This is a genomic window from Micrococcus sp. HSID17227, assembly GCF_003989405.1.
Lineage (GTDB): Bacteria > Actinomycetota > Actinomycetes > Actinomycetales > Micrococcaceae > Micrococcus > Micrococcus luteus.
Window position 1 is genome coordinate 1 of sequence record NZ_RBLN01000035.1, and the last position, 15,094, is coordinate 15,094.

Here is a 15,094-nt window from a genome sequence, read left to right on the forward strand (position 1 = left end):
CGGCCAGTCCCGGCTGGCCGTGGACCTCGAGGGCGCGCGCACCGCGGAGGAGCTCCACCGCCCGGTCCGCGCCCGCCCCGCCGAGCTCGGCCCCGGCGCCTGGGTGACGTGCACCGGCTTCGACCCCGGCCACCTCACCGGCCCGCAGCCGGACCGGGACAGCCTCGACGCCGCCGCCTCAGGGCGCCCCGTGCTCATCCGCCACAACACGGGCCACGCCGTCACGGTGTCCGGGGCGGTGCTGGTCCTGGCCGGCGTGGGGGAGCAGGTGCTGCAGCAGCCCGAGGGCGGACGGATCCTCACGGATGCCGCCGGCCGGCCCACCGGTCTGTTGGAGGAGACCGCCATGAGCCTGGTGACCCGGCTGCTGCAGCCGGAGTCCCACGAGCACATCGGCGCGTGCCTGGCGCGGGCGTCGCAGGAGTACGCGGCCGAGGGCATCACCTCGGTGACGGATGCGGGGGTGGCCGGCGGGTGGATCGGGCACAGCCCGCTCGAGTTCGGCGCGTATCAGCGCGCCCGGGACGCGGGGCTGCTGCGCACCCGCTTCCAGACGATGGTCACCCTGGACGCGCTGCACCCGGTGGACGGCCATCCCGACGACGGCACGCACCTCACCCTCGACGCCGGCGTGCGCACGGGCGTGGGCGACGAGTGGCTGCAGATCGGGCCGGCGAAGGTGTTCACGGACGGGTCGATGCTCGGACAGACCGCCGCGATGACCGAGGACTACTGCGGCCACGGCCACGGCCGCGGCTACCTGCAGCAGGACGCGGGGGAGATGCGCCGGGCGTGCCTCGGTGCGGCGGCCGCCGGATGGGCGCTGGCCCTGCACGCGATCGGCGACGCCGCCCTCGACTTCGCGCTCGACGTGATCGCCGAGGCACGGGGCCGGTTCGGCCGTCCCGTGATGCCGCACCGCGTGGAGCACGGTGGGGTGGTCCGCGACGATCAGGTGGCCCGCATGGCCGAGCTGGAGGTCGTGATGGCCACCCAGCCGAACTTCATCAGCGCGTTCGGCGGGTCGGTGCGGGAACGGATCGGGCCGGAGCGGGCCGTGCTGTCGTACCCGGCCGGACGGCTGCTGCGCGCGGGCCTGGTGCTGCCGGGCAGCTCGGACCGGCCCGTGGCCGGCGGCCGCCCGCTGGAGGTCATCCAGGACTTCGTGCTGCGCCGCACCGAGACCGGCGAGCAGTACGGCCCGGACGCGGAGCGGCTCACCGTGGCCGAGGCCCTGCACGCCTACACGGTCGGCTCCGCGGAGGCGACCGGCTGGGGCGGCCGCAAGGGACGGCTCGTCGCAGGCCAGCTCGCGGACTTCACGGTGCTCAGCGAGGACCCGCGCGTGGTGCCGAGCGACCAGATCGCGGCGATCGACGTCGTCGCCACCGCCGTGGGCGGGGAGTTCGTGCACGGCGGGCTGTGACGCCCGGCCCCGGCCCGGCACCCCGCGACGAGCCCTGCGATATGGCCCCTAAACCACGCGTTTGGGGGCCATATCGCAGGGCTCGTCCCGGAAGGGGGGTGGGGCATGTCCGGTGGCCCGGCGGTCAGCCGTGGCTCTGCTGGGGGGTTGCTCCCTACGCTCGGAGGACGGCGCGCAGACCGCGCGTCGCCCCGAGACCATGAGGAGCACCCCGTGGCGCACGACGACGCGAACACCACCACCACCGACCAGCTCACCCTGCAGGACCCCACGAAGCGCTACCCCGTGATCAGCCCGCCGGAGCAGTCGCTGCCGGGCACCGGCCTGGACGCGGAGATGACGCCGAAGGCCGACCTGGGTGAGAAGTCCTACCGCGGCACCGGCCGTCTCGAGGGCCGCAAGGCGCTCATCACCGGCGGTGACTCCGGCATCGGCGCGGCCACCGCGATCGCGTTCGCGCGCGAGGGCGCCGACGTCGTCATCAGCTACCTGCCCGAGGAGGAGAAGGACGCCCAGCACGTCCTCGAGGTCCTGCAGGCGGAGGGGCGCACCGCCGTCGGGATCCCCGGCGACCTGCGGGACAAGACGTTCTGCGCCGACCTCGTGGCCCAGGCGGTCGAGAAGCTCGGCGGGCTGGACGTGCTGGTGAACAACGGCGGCAAGCAGGTGGCGCAGGACTCGATCGAGGACATCGACGACGAGCAGCTCGAGGCCACCTTCGACGTCAACATCCTGGCCCAGTTCCGCCTGGTCAAGGCCGCCCTGCCGCACCTGAAGCCGGGCTCCACGATCATCAACACCACCTCCGTGGTCGCCTACATGGCCCCGGAGCAGCTGGTGGACTACTCCGCCACGAAGGCCGCCATCAACACCTTCACGAAGGCCCTGGGCCAGCAGCTGGCCCCGAAGGGCATCCGCGTGAACGCCGTGGCGCCCGGTCCGATCTGGACCCCGCTGCAGCCCTCCGGCGGCCAGAAGCCGGAGGCCCTGCCGGAGTTCGGCCAGTCCACTCCGCTGGGCCGCGCCGGGCAGCCCACCGAGCTCGCCCCGGCGTACGTGTTCCTGGCCTCGCCGGAGTCCTCCTATGTGGTGGGCGCGACCATCCCGGTGACCGGCGGCATGCCCACCCCGTGACCGGAGTCGGGCGTTCCTGTCCCGGGGCGGTCACACCACCAGGGACAGGAACGCGCCGAGCGCGAAGCCGACCACGGTGAGGAGCCCGGCCCTCTCCCCGCCCTTCTCGCGGGCCTCGGGGATCATCGTGTCGATCAGCATGACCAGCAGGGCGCCGGCCGCGAAGCCCTGGATGCCGCCGGTCAGGGCGGGGGAGGCGACGTCGGCGATCAGCCCGCCGCCCCACGTCGCCAGGGCGCAGACCACCGTCACGAGCGACCACTGGATCAGCAGGTGGCGACGCGTCTTGCCGCCGTCGAGGGAGTCGGCCGTGGCGGCGATGGACTCGGGCAGGTTGGACATGAAGATCGCCACGAGCAGCGCGAGGGACACGCCCTCGCCCGCGGCCAGCCCGATGCCCAGCACGATCTGTTCCGGGATGCCGTCCAGCAGCGCGCCCACGGTCAGCGCCGCGCCCGAGGACGAGCCGCCGGACCTCGCGGCGGAGCGCTCCACTGCACGGTCGCCGAGGAAGTAGGCGGCCGCGCCGAGCGTCAGCCCGATGCCGACGGCGGCGGGCCCGGCCGCCTGCACGCCCGCCTCCGCGAGCTCGAAGGACACGGACGCGATCAGGGCGCCGGCGCCGAAGGCGAGCACGAGGCCGATCGTGCCCATGTGCCAGCGGCGCAGGGTCGCCAGGACGGCGCCCACGAGCAGGGAGGACGCGGCGACCGCGCCCCACATCAGGGTCATCACGCGTGCCAGGCTACGCGCTGACCGGGGACGACGCCGGGCCGCCGCCTCAGCTCACCGCACGACCTCGTCCGCCTCGCCCGTGAGACCGAGCTTCTCGGCCACGTAGTCCACGTCCTTGTCCCCGCGGCCGGAGAGGTTGACGAGGATCCGCTCGTCCCGGCCCATCTGCGGGGCGAGGCGGATCGCGTGCGCCACGGCGTGCGCGGACTCGAGCGCGGGGATGACGCCCTCGAGCCTCGTGAGCCGCTGGAACGCGTCGAGCACGGCCGCGTCGTCCTCGGCCACGTACCGGACACGGCCCAGGCGCGCGAAGTGGGCGTGCTGTGGGCCGACGCCCGGGTAGTCCAGGCCCGAGGCGATCGAGTGCACGGGATCCGGGGTGCCGTCGTCGTCGGCGAGGACGAGGGTGGCCATGCCGTGGAGGACGCCGTCGCGGCCCTGGGTCATGGTCATCGCGTGCTCGCCCTTGGCCGAGGAGCGGCCGCCGGGCTCGACGCCCACGAGCGCGACGTCGGCGTCGTCGAGGAACGCGGTGAACGCGCCGATCGCGTTGGAGCCGCCGCCCACCGCGGCGACGACGGCGCTCGGCAGCGCCCCGAACCGCTCCTGGAACTGGGCGCGGGCCTCGCGGCCGACCACGGACTGGAAGTCGCGGATCATCGTGGGGAACGGGTGCGGGCCCACCACGGAGCCGATCGCGAACAGGTACTTCTCCGGGTCCGCCGCGTACACCTCGAACGCCGAGTCCACGGCCTCCTTCAGGGAGCGGCCCTCGCGCTCCACCGAGACCACCTTCGTGCCGAGCAGGCGCATGCGCACCACGTTGGGGTGCTGCTTGGCCACGTCGATCGCGCCCATGTGGATCTCGCAGTCGAGGCCGACCATCGCGGCCGCCGTCGCCAGGGCCACGCCGTGCTGGCCGGCGCCGGTCTCCGCGATCAGGCTGCGCTTGCCCATGCGCTTGGCGAGCAGCGCCTCGCCGATCGTGTGGTTGATCTTGTGGGCGCCCGTGTGGTTCAGGTCCTCGCGCTTGAGCACGATCCGTGCGCCGCCGAGCTCGTCGGAGAGGCGGTCCAGCGGGGTCAGGGGGGAGGGGCGCCCGACGGCGTCGCGCAGCAGGCGTCGGTATTCGGCGTAGAACTCGGGGTCCTGGCGCGCCTCGGCGTACGCGCGGGCGACCTCGGCCATGGGGCCGGCCAGCTGCGGGGGCAGGTGGGCGCCGCCGTACTGGCCGAACATGCCGTCCGCGGAGACGTCCAGGTCCGGGGTGGTGACAAGGTCGCAGGCCTCAGCGAGGGTGCGGGGTTCGGCGGCGCCTCTCAGGGCGTTGTCCTCGGGGTTGCGGTGGGTCATCGGGGGTCCTCCTGGGATGGGGCCCGCCGGAGCCGCTCATGACCGAGCCGCCCGGCAGGCGAGCGGCTCGTCGTGTCAGATGCGCATGACCGGGGCCGCCCTCAGGCGGTCCACCACTGCTGCGCGCGCATCTGCATGGGGCCAGCGTACTGCACATCGGGGCAGGCGCGAGTCTCACCATGTGGCTGCAAATCTCAGAATATGGACATCGCTCCCCGTCTCAGTGAATCGCGATTCACCCTGGATCCATGACCATCACCGCCGTCGACACCCAGTCCCTGACCGCCGAGGCCACCGCCGTGCTGGCCGCCACTCCGGGCATGCGGTACGCCGAGTTCCTCACCGCCGTCCCCGCAGTGCCCGGCATCGTGGCCGTGGTGGCCGAGGAGTCAGCCCGTGCCGCCCTGGGCCTCACCCCCGCCGAGCAGGCCGAGGTGCTCGACCTCGCCGCGCAGATGAAGGCCGACCGGTTCCGGCACCGCCCGCTGGCCGGGCCCCGGACCGGCATCGTGTTCTTCGACAAGACCTCCACGCGCACCCGCGTCTCGTTCGCGGCCGGCATCGCCGAGCTCGGCGGGACGCCGCTGATCGTGAACCCGGGGGAGTCGCAGCTGGGCCACAAGGAGTCCGTGGCGGACACGGCCCGCGTGCTGGAGCGGATGGTCGGCGTCATCGTCTGGCGCACGTTCGCGCAGGCCGGTCTCGAGGAGATGGCCGCCCATTCCTCGGTGCCCGTGGTCAATGCGCTCAGCGACGACTACCACCCCTGTCAGATCCTCGCCGACCTGCTGACGGTGCGCGAGCACCTCGGCGGCACGGCGGGCCGCACTCTGACGTATCTGGGGGACGCGGCGAACAACATGGCCCACTCGTATCTGCTCGGCTGCGCGACGGCCGGCATGCACGTGCGGGTCGCCGGCCCCGAGGGGCACCTGCCTGCCGAGGACGTCGTGGCCGCCGCTCGACAGCGGGCGGCGGAGACGGGCGGTTCCGTCCTCGTCACGACGGACGCGGCCGAGGCCCTGGCGGGCGCGGACGTCGTCGTGACCGACACGTGGGTGTCCATGGGCCAGGAGGAGGAGAAGGAGGCCCGCCTGGCGCTGTTCCGGGACTACCAGGTGGACGCCGCCGCGATGGCGCGGGCGGCCGACGACGCGATCTTCCTGCACTGCCTGCCCGCGTACCGGGGCTACGAGGTCACGGCCGAGGTGATCGACGGGCCGCGGTCCGTGGTGTTCGACGAGGCCGAGAACCGGCTGCACGCGCAGAAGGCGCTCATCGCCTGGCTGCTGTACCGCTCCGGCCTGGCCGAGGAGCCGCGCTGATGGCCGCCCCCACGACGAAGATCGCCCGTCAGGCCGCGATCCGGGAGATCCTGGCCACCCGGGGCATCCGCTCCCAGGCCGAACTCTCGGACGCCCTGGGCGATCGCGGGCTGTCCGTCACCCAGGGCACGCTCTCGCGGGACCTGGTGGACCTCGGCGCGGTGCGGACGCGCGGGCCGGCCGGCATGGTCTACGCCCTGCCGGCGGAGGGCGACGACGGCGCCGTGCCGGGCCGCGGTTCGGACGCGCAGCTGAACCGGCTGGCGAGCATGGCCCGCGAGCTGCTCGTCTCCGCCGAGCCCACGGCGAACCTCGTGGTCCTGCGCACGCCCCCGGGTGCGGCGCAGTTCCTGGCCAGCGTGATCGACCAGGCGCGCGTGGAGCACGTGATGGGCACGATCGCCGGCGACGACACCATCCTCCTCATCACCACGGGGACCACGTCCGCCCCGGCCGTCGCGGCCCACCTGCTGGGTCTGGCGGGCTAACCGACCCGTCCGGCCCCGCCCGCGCGGGTGACGGGCACCAGGCACGAGGAAGGCCCCCGCCGACGGCGGGGGCCTTCCTCGTGTGGTACCGGTCCGGGGGACCGGTCAGGCGTCTCAGGCCTGCGGCAGGACGAGCTCCTGGCCGACGTAGATCACGGCGGCGTCGGAGACGGCGCCCTTGTTGGCCTCGTAGAGGGCGGTCCAGCCACCCTCCACCTCGTACTCGTTGGCGAGCTTCCAGAGGGAGTCACCGGACTTGACGACGATGGTCTCGGCCTCGGCGACGACGGCCTGCTCCGCGGCAGCGGCCTGCTCCGCGGCGGCAGCCTTCTGAGCGGCGGCCTTCTCCGCGGCGGCAGCCTTCTGAGCGGCGGCCTTCTCAGCGGCAGCGGCCTTCTGAGCGGCAGCCTTCTCCGCGGCGGCGGCACGCTGGGCGGCAGCCTTGTCGGCGGCGGCCTGCTCGGCAGCAGCCTGCTTGGCGGCCCAGCGCTCGGCGGCGGCCTGGTCGGCAGCAGCCTGCTTGGCGGCCCAGCGCTCGGCCGCGGCCTGGTCGGCAGCAGCCTGCTCAGCCGCGGCCTGGTCGGCAGCAGCCTGCTCAGCCGCAGCCTGGTCGGCAGCAGTCTCGTCCGCGGCGGACTGGCGCTGCACGGTGGCGGTGCGCTCCACGGCGACCGGGGCGGCGTCCACGTCGCCGGCGTCCGCGTCAGCCTGGGTCAGGCCCAGCTTCTGCGAGCACAGCGGCCAGGCGCCCCAGCCCTGCAGGTCCTGGAGGATCTCGGCGCGCTTGATCTGCTCGGCCTTCGAGGCCTGATGCGGGTAGCCCTCGCCGCCGACGGCCTGCCAGGAGGACAGGGTGAACTGCACGCCGCCGTAGAAGCCGTTGCCGGTGTTGATGTCCCAGGTGCCGCTGGACTCGCACTCGGCGAGGCGGTCCCAGGTGTCCACGGTGGCGGCCTGGGCCGGGGCGGAGAAGCCCACGGCGGCGGCGCCGGCGAGGGTCATGCCCGCGACGATCGAGGCGGTGGCACGGCGGGAGCGGGTGGCGGAAGTGGTGAAGAGAGTCATGGTGTCCATGGCGAGTCCTCGCTGATCGGCGGCCGAGGCGCACCGGGGTCGTCCTTCTCCTTGGTCGGGTCATGCCCTCCGTCGGTTCGAGACGACCCAGCAGCGGGCGACCGTCGGAGGGGGTTCGATGTCGTGGCCTCCCCGTCCCCGACCTCTCGGTCAGATCACGGTTCGATCACGAATCGGCTACGGAAGAGTCAACGACGGGAGCCCCCCTCGCGTCAAATCATGGGTCGACGGATTCTTGCCCGTCTGTCTGAAATTTGAGAACGGGTGACGAATCGATCCCTAGAGTCGTGGGCGCGTGGATGAAATGCACGCTACTGGTCGGATTTGCTGTCATGGTGTCTGATCCGCCGGTGTGGACAACCTCCGTCACAGGGGCATGGGCGAAGGTCACGATCGACGGCCGAGGCCGTGACCTGAGTCGCGTTCGACCCGGGATTCGAGGGCGGAGCGATGGTCGCCCGTGGCCGTCGCTGTCGGCGCAGAGGGGCTGCACAGGGGCCATCGGGAGCTGATATTCCGTCAGTTGCATATTTATTCAAGATCCGGGTAGGATCGCCACCGAGCACGCCTCCGACGGCCACGTGCCGCGCTGGGAGACCCCCCCTATATAAAGAGGAGAAAACGTGAAGGAACGCATCATCCTTGCCTACTCGGGCGGCCTGGACACCTCGGTGGCCATCGGCTGGATCGCCGAGGCCACGGGCGCCGAGGTCGTCGCCGTCGCGGTCGACGTGGGCCAGGGGGGCGAGTCCCTCGAGACGATCCGCCAGCGCGCCCTGGACTGCGGCGCCGTCGAGGCCTACGTCGCCGACGCGCGTGACGAGTTCGCCGAGCAGTACTGCATGCCCACGCTCAAGGCCAACGCCCTCTACATGGACGCCTACCCGCTGGTCTCCGCGATCTCGCGCCCGGTGATCTCCCGCCACCTGGTCGCGGCGGCCCGCCAGTTCGGCGCCTCGACGGTGGCGCACGGCTGCACCGGCAAGGGCAACGACCAGGTCCGCTTCGAGGTCTCCATTCAGACCCTCGGGCCCGACCTGAAGTGCATCGCCCCGGTGCGCGACCTCGCCCTGACCCGTGAGAAGGCCATCGAGTACGCCCAGCGCAACGACCTGCCGATCGTCACCACCAAGAAGAACCCGTTCTCGATCGACCAGAACGTGTGGGGCCGCGCCGTCGAGACCGGCTTCCTCGAGGACATCTGGAACGGCCCCACGAAGGACGTCTACGACTACACGGACGACCCCGCCTTCCCGCCGGCGCCGGACGTGGTCACGATCGCCTTCGAGCGCGGCGTCCCCACGGCCCTCGACGGCCGCGCGCTGAGCCCGCTGGAGATCATCGAGGAGCTCAACCGCCGGGCCGGTGCCCAGGGCGTGGGCCGGATCGACATCGTCGAGGACCGCCTCGTGGGCATCAAGTCCCGCGAGATCTACGAGGCACCGGGGGCCATGGCGCTGATCGCGGCCCACCGTGAGCTCGAGAACGTCACCCTGGAGCGTGAACAGGCGCGCTTCAAGAAGCATGTGGACCAGCGGTGGACCGAGCTGGTCTACGACGGCCAGTGGTACTCCCCGCTGAAGCGGAACCTGGACACGTTCATCGACGCGACCCAGGAGCACGTCAACGGTGAGATCCGCCTGGAGCTCCACGGCGGCCGCGCCACGGTGCAGGGTCGCCGGTCCGAGACCGGCCTGTACGACTTCAACCTCGCCACGTACGACGAGGGCGACTCGTTCGACCAGTCCTCGGCCCGCGGGTTCATCGACATCTTCGGCCTGTCCGCGAAGACGGCCTCCGAGCGCGAGCAGCGCCTGCGCGGCAGCGACGACCTCCAGGACGTCGCCCGCCTGTCCAACGACTGACCCCGCACGCCCCGTGCACGACGGCGGCCCGCCCGCGACCGGGCCGGCCGCCGTCGGCCTGTCACCGACCTCGAGGAGACCTTCGATGACCGAGAACACCGATGCCCGCCACGGGACCAACGAGGGCGCCCTGTGGGGCGGCCGCTTCGCCGGCGGCCCTTCCGAGGCGCTCGCCGCGCTCAGCAAGTCAACGCACTTCGACTGGCGCCTGGCGCCCTATGACATCGCGGGTTCCCGTGCCCACGCCCGGGTGCTGCACACCGCCGGTCTGCTCAGTGCGGACGACCTGGACGGGATGATCGCGGCCCTCGACCGTCTCGAGGCGGACGTGCGTTCCGGTGCCTACACCCCGGCGGCGTCCGATGAGGACGTGCACGGCTCGCTCGAGCGCGGCCTCATCGAGCGGGCCGGTCCCGAGCTCGGCGGCCGCCTGCGGGCCGGCCGATCCCGCAACGACCAGGTCGCCACCCTCGGCCGGATGTTCCTGCGCGACCACGCCCGCATCATCGCGCGGGGCGTGATCGCCACGGTGGACGCGCTGCTCGATCAGGCGCGGGCGCACCCGCACGCGCCGATGCCGGGCCGCACCCACCTGCAGCACGCGCAGCCCGTCCTGCTCTCGCACCACCTGCTCGCGCACGCCTGGGCGTTCGCGCGGGACCTGCAGCGGCTCGTGGACTGGGACGCGCGCGCGGCCGTCTCGCCGTACGGCTCCGGGGCCCTGGCAGGCTCCTCCCTGGGTCTGGACCCGAACGCCGTGGCCACCGAGCTCGGCTTCGAGTCGGCCGTGTGGAACTCGATCGACGGCACCGCCGCCCGCGACGTGTACGCGGAGTTCGCGTGGGTCGCCGCGATGGTCGGCGTCGACCTGTCCCGCATCTCGGAGGAGGTCATCTTCTGGGCCACCAAGGAGGCGGGCTTCGTGACGCTGCACGACGCGTACTCCACAGGGTCCTCGATCATGCCGCAGAAGAAGAACCCGGACGTCGCCGAGCTGGCCCGCGGCAAGTCCGGCCGCCTCATCGGCGACCTCACGGGGCTGCTGGCCACGCTCAAGGGCATGCCGCTGGCCTACAACCGCGACCTGCAGGAGGACAAGGAGCCCGTCTTCGACGCCGCGGACACCCTCGAGCTGCTGCTGCCCGCCGTCTCCGGGATGATCGCCACCCTCGAGTTCCAGACGGAGCGCATGGCGGAGCTGGCCCCGCAGGGCTTCGCGCTGGCCACCGACGTCGCCGAGTGGCTCGTCCGCCAGGGGGTCCCGTTCCGCGAGGCCCACGAGCTGTCCGGCGAGGCCGTGAAGGCGGCCGAGGCCCGGGGCGTGGAGCTGTGGGACCTCACGGACGATGAGTACGCGGCCATCTCGCCGGCGCTGACCCCGCAGGTCCGCGAGGTGCTCAGCACGGAGGGCTCGCTCGCCTCTCGCGACGCCCAGGGCGGGACCGCGCCGACGGCCGTCGCGGCGCAGATCGGGGCGCTCGAGGACGCCCTGGAACCGCTGCGCCGCTGGGCCGACACGCCGGGCTCCGTCGTCGACGCCCGCTGACGCGGTCGCCCGGTCGAGTCGGCGTCGGCCGGGCCGGACGCGGCGGTGCCCGGCAGGGCACCGCCGCGTCACCCGCCGTTCACCGCGGTCGGCGTAGCATGGGTGGTCACTTTTCCGCCGGGCGGGCCGCAGCGTGGTCCGCCTCTCACCGCACCGCGAGGGCCCCCGATGACCGATACCGTGTCCGTCCGCCAGTCCGAGCTCGACCTCGAGCGGGGTCGGGTCGCCGAGCGGTACGCCCGCCTCGACGCCCTGCGTGAGGAGAAGGAGCGCCAGCTCGCGGCCGTGCGCCGGACCGGCCCGCAGGGGTCGCTGCAGAACCACTCCGAGCGCGACGCCTTCGCCAGCCTCTACGAGGACCGACTCGCCCAGCTCTACGCCGTGGACGACCGCCTCGTCTTCGGCCGGCTCGACCTCGACGCCGAGCGGGAGGGTGGGGCCGACGAGCAGCGGTACATCGGGCGCATCGGCCTCACCACCGAGGACCACGAGCGCCTCCTCGTCGACTGGCGCGCGGCCGAGGCCGGCGCCTTCTACCAGGCGACGGCGGCCCACCGGGGCCGCGTGCGCCGTCGTCGTCACCTGATGCTGCGGGGGCGCGAGGTGCGCGACCTCGAGGACGACATCCTGGACCCGACGCTGCTGGGCGAGGACGGCGTGCGCGCCGATGCCCAGGGTGCGCTGCTGGCCGCCGTCACCGCCCGACGCACGGGACGGATGGGGGACATCGTCGCCACGATCCAGGCGGAGCAGGACGAGGTGATCCGCGCGCCCCTGCCCGGGGCGGTCGTGGTGCAGGGCGGGCCCGGCACGGGGAAGACCGCCGTCGCCCTGCACCGCGCCGCCTACCTGCTGTACACCCACCGGGAGCGCCTCGCCCGCTCGGGCGTGCTGATCGTCGGCCCCTCGACCGCGTTCATGCGGTACATCGAGCGGGTGCTGCCCTCGCTGGGCGAGACGGGTGTCGTGATGTCCTCGCTGGGGACGCTGATGCCGGGCGTGCGGGCCGTCCCGGAGCGGGACCTCGACGCGGCGGCGGTGAAGGGCCGGCTGGACATGGTGGACGCCGTCGCCCACGCGGTCGCGCAGCGCCAGCGCCTGCTCGTCGAGCCGCGGCGCCTGATGATCGACGGCACGGCCGTCAAGCTCAAGCCGGCCATGGTCCGGCGCGCCCGGGACAAGGCACGGGCCACCCGCAAGCCCCACAACGAGGCCCGGGTGACGTTCGTGAAGATCCTCGTCCGCGAGCTCGCGGAGAAGCTGCGCAAGAAGCTGGAGAAGTCCTCGGGCGCCCCGGTGCAGCGTGACCTCCTGCTGGAGGACGTGCGCACCTCGCGCGACGTGCGCATCGCGCTCAACCTCTGCTGGATGCCGCTGACGCCGGAGAAGCTCATCGGCGACCTCCTCACCCGGGAGGACCTGCTCCGGGCGGCGGCCCCGTGGCTCTCCGACGCCGAGGTCGGCACGCTCCTGCGGCCGGCCGACGCCCCCTGGACCGAGGCCGACGTGCCCCTGCTGGACGAGGCGGCCGAGCTGCTCGGACGCCTCGAGACCCCGGGCCGGGGCGGTGAGTTCGCGGCCCAGCACGAGCGCAACCTCGAGAACGCCAGGGCGTCCCTGGAGAACATGCACCAGACGCTCGCGGACCTGGGCGTCGACGGCGTCGTGGACGCCGAGCAGCTGGCCGCGGCCAATGAGGCACGCGGGGTGCGACGGACCACCGCTGAGACCGCGGCCCACGACCGCACCTGGACGTACGGGCACGTGGTGGTGGACGAGGCTCAGGAGCTCTCTCCGATGCAGTGGCGCCTGCTGGCGCGCCGCTGCCCGATGAAGTCGTTCACCATCGTGGGGGACATCGCGCAGTCCTCCCGTCGTGACGCGGCCGGCTCGTGGGCGTCCGTCCTCGCCCCGGAGTTCGGGGACCGCTGGCGCCTGGAAGAGCTGACCGTGAACTACCGCTCGCCCGCGCGCGTGATGCGCTGGGCCGCGCAGGTCGCACGGGCGGCCGGGCTCGAGGTCTCCCATCCGCGCGCCGTGCGCGAGGGCGACCACCGCCCGCGCCTGGTGACGGAGCCGGGCGGGGACGTCGCGGCCCTGGCCCTCGACGCGGTCGAGGTCGAGCGGGACCGCGTGCCCGAGGCCCTGACCGCCGTGATCGCCCCCGCCGAGCGGACGGGGGAGCTGCTCACGGCCCTCCGGGAGCGGTGGGGGGAGGCGGCCGTGGACACCGCGCCGCTGCCCGGCGTCGAGATCGTCGTCGCCACCCCGTGGGAGACCAAGGGGCTGGAGTTCGACACCGTCGTGCTCGTCTCGCCCGAGCGGATCGTGGCCGACGCGCGCGGCGTGGTGGGCGATCTGTACGTGGCGATGACCCGCGCCACCCAGTCGCTGTCCGTCGTCGCCGGGACGGACGCGGCCGCGCTGCCGGCCGGGCTGGCGGACGTCCCGGAGTGAGCCCCGCGGGCGACGTCGCACGTGCACGGCGTCGCGGAGGCGCGCGGGCGCGTCGCTAGGCTGGGGGCTATGGCACCCCAGAACGAGGAGCGCGCGGCCCGACTGCGCGCACAGGCGAACGACCCGAGCTTCGAGAACGTCTGGCAGGAGCTGCGCTGGCGCGGGCTCGTGCACGTCTCGACGGACGAGGCCGCGCTGGAACAGGCGCTGGCCGGGGAGCCCGTCTCGTATTACTGCGGCTTCGACCCGACCGCTCCGTCTCTCCACCTGGGACACCTGGTCCAGCTGCTCACACTGCGCCGCCTGCAGCTCGCCGGCCACCGCCCGTATGCCCTCGTGGGCGGCGCCACCGGCCTCATCGGCGACCCGCGGCAGACCTCGGAGCGCGTCCTGAACTCGCAGGAGACCGTGGCGGCGTGGGTGGAGTCGCTGCGCGCGCAGATCGAGCCGTACCTCTCCTTCGAGGGGGAGAACGCGGCGACCATGGTCAACAACCTGGACTGGACCGCGGGCATGAGCGCGCTGGACTTCCTGCGGGACGTCGGCAAGAACTTCCGCGTCGGCACGATGGTGAAGAAGGAGATCGTGGCCAAGCGCCTGAACTCTGATGAGGGCATCTCCTACACGGAGTTCTCCTACCAGGTGCTGCAGGGCAACGACTTCCTCGAGCTGCACCGCCGGCACGGCGTGACCCTCCAGACCGGCGGCTCCGACCAGTGGGGCAACCTCACCGCCGGCACCGAGCTGATCCGCAAGGTGGAGGGGACCCACGCCCATGCGCTGGGCACGCCGCTGATCACGAACGCGGACGGCACCAAGTTCGGCAAGTCCGAGGGCAACGCCGTCTGGCTCGACGCGGAGATGTGCTCCCCGTACGCCTTCTACCAGTTCTGGCTCAACACGGCGGACGCGGACGTCGTCGACCGGCTCAAGGTCTTCACGTTCCTGACCCGCGCGGAGATCGAGGAGTACGCGCAGAAGGTGGCCGACGAGCCGTTCCGCCGGGAAGCCCAGAGGCGCCTGGCGTGGGAGGTCACGGCGCTGGCCCACGGAGAGGAGACGACGACGAAGGTCATCGAGGCCTCCCAGGCGGTGTTCGGAGGCGGCGACCTCACCACGGTGGACCCGGACACGCTGACCGCCGTGCTGGCCGAGCTGCCGCAGGCCGACCGGACCCAGTGGGAGGGGGAGCCGGGCACCGTGACCGCGGTCGAGCTGCTGGTCTCCACCGGGCTGGTCGCCTCGCGCTCCGAGGCGCGTCGGACGGTGCGCGACGGCGGCGCGTCGGTGAACAACGTGCGGGTGACGGATGCCGACCAGGTGTTCACCCGAGACGACGCCCTCGCCGGCCGGCACCTGCTGGTGCGCCGGGGCAAGAAGAACATGGCGGGTGCGGACCTGGGGGAGGCCTGACCACGGCCGCAGACCACCGGTGTCCACCGGGTCGCCAGAAGTGACCGAGGACACGACGGGCGGCGACGGCGGAGGAACCGCCCACGGGAGGAGCACCGGGCCCCGTTCTCCGCAGGATTCTGCGGAGAACGGGGCCCTCCTTCGTGCCCGGACGCCGGGTGTCACCCCTGATTTTGTGTTCGGTGGGATTCGTGTGTAGAGTTCCATCTCGTGCTCAAGACGCCGACCGGGTGACCGGGAGGCGGGGTGAAGAACACAGAATCCGCGGATTCATGCCG

General features: G+C 72.9%; 11 protein-coding genes. 8 read left to right on the plus strand and 3 right to left on the minus strand.

Annotated features, from left to right (window positions below; translation table 11 throughout):
* Positions 1-1,426: amidohydrolase (locus tag D8M29_RS03650; protein WP_148111515.1), on the plus strand; the 1,426-nt coding region annotated here is incomplete at its 5' end.
* A 213-nt stretch (positions 1,427-1,639) separates the two neighbouring features.
* Entirely contained in the window at positions 1,640-2,560 is a 921-nt protein-coding gene (locus tag D8M29_RS03655; protein ID WP_127435367.1) for an SDR family oxidoreductase, read from the plus strand.
* Between the two features lie 30 nt (positions 2,561-2,590).
* Here D8M29_RS03655 and D8M29_RS03660 read toward each other — a convergent pair whose 3' ends face one another.
* A complete protein-coding gene (locus D8M29_RS03660; RefSeq protein ID WP_236649799.1) occupies positions 2,591-3,292 on the minus strand; it encodes a ZIP family metal transporter in 702 nt (233 codons plus the stop codon).
* Positions 3,293-3,346: 54 nt separating this feature from the next.
* Complete coding sequence (trpB, locus tag D8M29_RS03665; protein WP_201749612.1) at positions 3,347-4,648, minus strand: tryptophan synthase subunit beta; 1,302 nt, start codon at positions 4,646-4,648, stop codon at positions 3,347-3,349.
* A 248-nt stretch (positions 4,649-4,896) separates the two neighbouring features.
* Between trpB and argF the strand changes: the two genes are divergently transcribed.
* Complete coding sequence (gene argF / locus D8M29_RS03670) at positions 4,897-5,973, plus strand: ornithine carbamoyltransferase (protein ID WP_238693319.1); 1,077 nt, start codon at positions 4,897-4,899, stop codon at positions 5,971-5,973.
* Complete coding sequence (gene argR, locus D8M29_RS03675; protein WP_049147960.1) at positions 5,973-6,461, plus strand: arginine repressor; 489 nt, start codon at positions 5,973-5,975, stop codon at positions 6,459-6,461. The genes argF and argR overlap by 1 nt, the downstream gene beginning before the upstream one ends.
* 114 nt (positions 6,462-6,575) lie before the next feature.
* Here the strand turns inward: argR and rpf are convergent, their stop codons facing one another.
* The gene (rpf, locus tag D8M29_RS03680) at positions 6,576-7,535 is read right to left on the minus strand and encodes a resuscitation-promoting factor Rpf (RefSeq protein ID WP_078025584.1); all 960 of its coding nucleotides are present in this window, start codon (positions 7,533-7,535) and stop codon (positions 6,576-6,578) included.
* Positions 7,536-8,158: 623 nt separating this feature from the next.
* Between rpf and D8M29_RS03685 the strand changes: the two genes are divergently transcribed.
* The 4 genes from D8M29_RS03685 (at position 8,159) to tyrS (ending at position 14,816) form a co-directional block, all read left to right on the plus strand.
* Positions 8,159-9,400 carry an argininosuccinate synthase gene (locus D8M29_RS03685; protein ID WP_063190209.1) on the plus strand — a complete coding sequence of 414 codons (1,242 nt, stop codon included), beginning with the start codon at positions 8,159-8,161 and terminating at the stop codon, positions 9,398-9,400.
* Between the two features lie 85 nt (positions 9,401-9,485).
* Positions 9,486-10,946, plus strand: a complete 1,461-nt coding sequence (gene argH / locus D8M29_RS03690; protein WP_063190210.1) for an argininosuccinate lyase — start codon at positions 9,486-9,488, stop codon at positions 10,944-10,946.
* A 168-nt stretch (positions 10,947-11,114) separates the two neighbouring features.
* Positions 11,115-13,403: a UvrD-helicase domain-containing protein gene (locus D8M29_RS03695; protein ID WP_063190211.1), complete on the plus strand. Its 2,289-nt coding sequence runs from the start codon at positions 11,115-11,117 to the stop codon at positions 13,401-13,403.
* 69 nt (positions 13,404-13,472) lie between these two features.
* Positions 13,473-14,816, plus strand: a complete 1,344-nt coding sequence (gene tyrS, locus D8M29_RS03700) for a tyrosine--tRNA ligase (RefSeq protein ID WP_078025586.1) — start codon at positions 13,473-13,475, stop codon at positions 14,814-14,816.
* Positions 14,817-15,094 lie beyond the last annotated feature (278 nt).

What these genes read in the sequence shown, in the direction of transcription:
- argR (WP_049147960.1), top strand. Translation starts at nt 5,973, where the DNA reads ATGGCCGCCCCCACGACGAAGATCGCCCGTCAGGCCGCGATCCGGGAG.
- trpB (WP_201749612.1), bottom strand. Translation starts at nt 4,648, where the DNA reads ATGACCCACCGCAACCCCGAGGACAACGCCCTGAGAGGCGCCGCCGAA.
- D8M29_RS03695 (WP_063190211.1), top strand. Translation starts at nt 11,115, where the DNA reads ATGACCGATACCGTGTCCGTCCGCCAGTCCGAGCTCGACCTCGAGCGG.
- rpf (WP_078025584.1), bottom strand. Translation starts at nt 7,535, where the DNA reads ATGGACACCATGACTCTCTTCACCACTTCCGCCACCCGCTCCCGCCGT.
- D8M29_RS03660 (WP_236649799.1), bottom strand. Translation starts at nt 3,292, where the DNA reads ATGACCCTGATGTGGGGCGCGGTCGCCGCGTCCTCCCTGCTCGTGGGC.
- argH (WP_063190210.1), top strand. Translation starts at nt 9,486, where the DNA reads ATGACCGAGAACACCGATGCCCGCCACGGGACCAACGAGGGCGCCCTG.
- tyrS (WP_078025586.1), top strand. Translation starts at nt 13,473, where the DNA reads ATGGCACCCCAGAACGAGGAGCGCGCGGCCCGACTGCGCGCACAGGCG.
- argF (WP_238693319.1), top strand. Translation starts at nt 4,897, where the DNA reads ATGACCATCACCGCCGTCGACACCCAGTCCCTGACCGCCGAGGCCACC.